The following is a 4,377-nucleotide window of genomic DNA, read 5'->3' as shown; positions in this document are numbered from 1 at the left end:
GAATTGAAATCCCGGGATATTGCTGTCGATGTTTTACCCATTCAATATGAATACGATAAAGAGGTCTGGCTGGAAAACCTGGAACTACCACGGTTTGTCAAGCTGGGTGAAAACTATGAAGCTGCGGTTGTACTTTCGTCATTACAAAATGGTGCCGGAAAAATGGTACTTAGGGAGAATGGCGAACAAATATACGAAGAACAAATATCGTTTAAAGCAGGTAAAAATAGATTTGTCGTACCCATTTATTTACGCGCTGCCGGCTATTATGAATATTCTGCGACGATTGAAACCAAACGAAGCGATGATCAAATCCGGGAAAATAATACTGTCTTAAACTATATCTTTGTTGAAGGCGAAGGAAAAGTCCTGGTCGTTACAAACCCGACAGGTGATGACCGTGATTGGCAGGCATTGGTTAAAGCGATTCGTGAAGGCGAACGCAATGTGGAAACAATTTCAGCATACGAATTTCCAAGCGATTCACTTTCTTTAATGCCTTATGACGCCATTCTGTTTGTGAATGTTCCCGCCGACGCTTTTAACGTGATTCAATTAAAAGCATTGCATGATTCTGTTTTTAATCAGGGGATAGGTTTCATGATGGTCGGCGGTGAGAACAGTTATGGACCGGGAGGTTATCACCGGACGCTCATCGAAGACGCATTGCCTGTGACAATGGATATCACAAAAAAGAAGATCCTTCCTAAAGGTGCACTTGCGATTATTCTGCATACCTGTGAATTCCCTGAAGGAAATACCTGGGGGAAACGTATCACGAAACAGGCCGTCAAAGTATTAGGGGCGCAGGATGAAGTTGGCGTTTTAGTGTATGACTATATGGGAGGGGAAAAATGGCTGTTCGAACTGACTCCTGCCGGTGATTATGAAAAGATGGTTCCTAAAATCAATGGTGCTCAGATCGGAGATATGCCAAGTTTTGCTAACACCATGCGTTTGGGTTTGGAAGGATTGATTAAGAGTGATGCTTCAACCAAGCACATGATTATCATTTCAGATGGTGATCCTCAGCCTCCCTCTCCTCAGTTGATCAAACAATTTCAGAAGAACAAAGTCAGTGTGTCGATGGTGGCCGTTTTTCCGCATGGAGGACGTGACATTTCGACGATGCGTGGAATTGCTGGTGCAACTGGAGGGCGATATTATTTTCCATCGAATCCGAATCAGTTACCTTCGATCTTTATCAAAGAATCAAAAACTCTGAAACGGAGTATGATTCAAAACGAAACGATCACTCCTGAAGTCGGAATGATTTCGCCGGTTCTGAAGGGAGTTCAAGAAATCCCCCCTTTGCATGGTTACGTGTTAACCACAATTAAAGCGCGAGCCGAAGGTATTTTAAACGCTCCTGAGAAAAAGGAAGCAGAAGGTGATATTGATCCCGTATTGGCCTTCTGGCGATATGGGTTGGGAACAACGGCAGCTTTTACTTCTGATTTATCCCCAAACTGGGGTGCTGACTGGGTGAACTGGGACCATTACCAGGCGTTTGTCAAACAGTTGATGATTAAAATCTCTCGTGTCTCAGAGCAGTCCCAGCTCAAAATGTGGAGCCATACGACGGGAAATAACGCCACAATCATGGTTGAGGATTTTCATCCAAAAGAATCATTTCTTAATGTCGCAGCAAGAATTTCAGGGCCTCATGATCGAGAAGAAACTGTTGTCCTCAAGCAAGTCAGCCCTCGACGATATCAGGCTGCAGTTCCTCTCTGGGGAAAAGGCCGCTATCAGGTAATGGCGCTAGGGCAAGCTGGTGAAAGGAAAGATCATGCAAATGGTGGTTTTATCGTTTCCTATTCACCCGAATTTCTCCGCTTTCGATCCAATCCGATTGTTTTGGAAGAAATCGCAGAAAGAACCGGCGGACAAAGACTGAACCCAGAGAACGCAACGGAAGTCATTTATGGTCGTCGCGAACCTAAACAGAGTTCGAATCCAATTTTTGACTGGTTTCTGATTGCGTTAGCGATACTCGTGCCCCTGGATGTGGGTATCAGGCGCGTGCAACTGGATTGGTATGTGATTCGCGGCTGGTTCCGATTTGGTCCAGATCAGAAAAGTAGTACGGCCACAATGGGTGCTTTATTGCAACGCAAACAAGACGTATCCGAGGAATTGGATTTGCGTAAAGGCGACACGAAAAAGACCGCGGATCAGGTCAGTTCAAAGTCAACTGTTTCGAAACTGCAAGAACAGAAACAGCAATCATACCGAGATAAAGAACAAGACAAGACTGATACACAACAAGCAAAGAAAGAAATCAAGCCACTCCCCAATTCACCATCAGCAGATTCAGAGGGAAATCAATCCACCACCGGTCGGTTGCTGGATCTCAAACGACGAAGACAATCTGACGACGAAAAATAACAGGACTTTTATTCTGCGGAGATATTAAGATGAGCCAGCCAGAAACAATTGAAGAACCTACAGTATTGCAGGCTGAAGCCGACCATTTCAAGAAGACCTTTAATGAAGTTCGTTCTGAAATCGCACGAATGATCATTGGTCAGGAGCGAGTTGTTGAATCGACATTATACGCGTTGTTTTGTGGAGGTAATGTGTTACTGGAAGGTGTTCCAGGGCTAGGAAAAACAGAATTGGTTAAAGCTTTATCAAAAGTACTGGACCTTGAATTTCAACGTATTCAGTTTACGCCAGACTTAATGCCTGCTGATATTATTGGAACCAATATTATGAGTACGGATGAGACAGGAACGTATCAATTTGAATTTCGCAAAGGACCAATATTTACTCAATTACTGCTGGCCGACGAAATTAACCGTGCTTCTCCCAAAACACAGTCTGCTTTGTTAGAGACTATGCAGGAAGGAACTGTCACAGCTGGTGGAACGCAATATCGTTTGGAACAACCTTTCTTTGTGCTGGCCACGCAGAATCCGATTGAGCAGGAAGGAACATACCCTTTGCCAGAAGCACAGCTGGACCGTTTTCTGTTTAAAATCAGTGTTCCATTTCCGAATCGTGTTGAACTGAATTCGATTGTTCAGCAAACCATTCTAAGAAAGCCGGCAAATCTAAAAAAGCTCTTGAATAGTGAGCAAATTCTTGAATTACGGGGTCTTCTGGATAAAGTGGTCGTCGTTGAGCCGATCCGGGATTATGCCATCCGCCTGGTGCTCTCGACCCATCCTGAGTCAGAATTCGCAACGGAAGAAGTTCGCCGTTTTGTGCATTGGGGAGCCAGCCCACGCGCGGCTCAATCTCTGATAAAAGCCGCGCGTGTACGCGCTCTCAGTGAAGGGCGAGCACACGTTGCTTTTGAAGACGTTCGCTATTTTGCAAATGAAGTTCTACAACATCGTGTTCTGTTGAATTACGATGGTCAGGCAGAAAATATTAAAGTGATGGATTTGGTTGCACAGAACTGCAAAGAATTATCAGAACAGGATTAAATAGCGGTGTCTCAGGAATCTAATACAAATCAGTTCACGAGTTTGTTTGATAACAAAACGTTATCAATGCTGGAGAGAATGCGTTTAAATCCGACACGTCGATTAACTAATAGAAGTCGTGGCGAGCATCTTTCAGGTAAGGGAGGCACAAGTACCGAATTCTCAGATTATCGCAATTATGTTCCCGGTGATGATGTGCGATATATCGATTGGAATATCTTTTCCCGTTTAAACCGACCCTTTATGAAGCAATATCAGCATGAAGAAGAAATGCATGTTGTCCTGATACTGGATGCCTCTTCTTCTATGGATTACGAAAACAAGTTTTTACGCTGTCAGCAGTTGGCCGCTGCTTTTGGTGTAATGGGGCTCTTGAATTTTGAAAAAGTGAGCGTCTATGCTTGTAATCAAAAAGGTTCACGACCGGCCATGTATTCGCCATCGACTGGCCGGATCAGCATGAAACGATTATTTGATTTCCTCAACAAAATAGAGGTTGGTGGAGATTCTCCGATTGAAGATGCTGTCGAAAATGTTTTACGAACACATCGCGGTCGGGGGGTTGCGATCGTTCTTTCCGATTTTGAATCATTTGGCGACTTACAACGTCCTTTCAACATGCTGTTCAGCGCGGGTCTGGAAATTTATGGCGTTCAAATATTGGGTTCCTCTGAAATCAACCCGGAAATCAATGGTGATTTACGATTAGTAGATAGCGAAAGTGGTCAGACATTGGATATCTCCTCAGCGGGAGATTTATTGGGGATTTATCATGAGCATCGCATCTTGCTGGAAGAGCATCTGGCAATGATGTGTCGCCAGCGGTCGGGACGATTTCTGACGATCGACAGTGGCGATACTGTGGAACATATTGTATTTGACCTGCTAAGGCGGAAAGGATGGGTTAGATGAATCTTTGGCCTGGCTTTTATTCGCTACA

Annotated in this window: 3 protein-coding genes; all 3 read left to right on the top strand. The window is 44.2% G+C overall.

All coding sequences use genetic code 11. The features are described from left to right. Positions 1-2,391: glutamine amidotransferase (locus Q0668_RS15670; RefSeq protein ID WP_298866347.1), on the top strand; the 2,391-nt coding region annotated here is incomplete at its 5' end. A gap of 29 nt (positions 2,392-2,420) precedes the next feature. Beyond that, the gene (locus Q0668_RS15665) at positions 2,421-3,437 is read left to right on the top strand and encodes a MoxR family ATPase (protein WP_298866345.1); all 1,017 of its coding nucleotides are present in this window, start codon (positions 2,421-2,423) and stop codon (positions 3,435-3,437) included. A gap of 6 nt (positions 3,438-3,443) precedes the next feature. Further along, positions 3,444-4,349: a DUF58 domain-containing protein gene (locus Q0668_RS15660; protein ID WP_298866343.1), complete on the top strand. Its 906-nt coding sequence runs from the start codon at positions 3,444-3,446 to the stop codon at positions 4,347-4,349. Positions 4,350-4,377: the final 28 nt, after the last annotated feature.

It is taken from the genome of uncultured Gimesia sp. (genome assembly GCF_937910335.1).
Lineage (GTDB): Bacteria > Planctomycetota > Planctomycetia > Planctomycetales > Planctomycetaceae > Gimesia.
The sequence above is the reverse complement of the archived record's forward strand: the minus strand, read 5'-3'. Positions and strand labels throughout refer to the sequence as shown.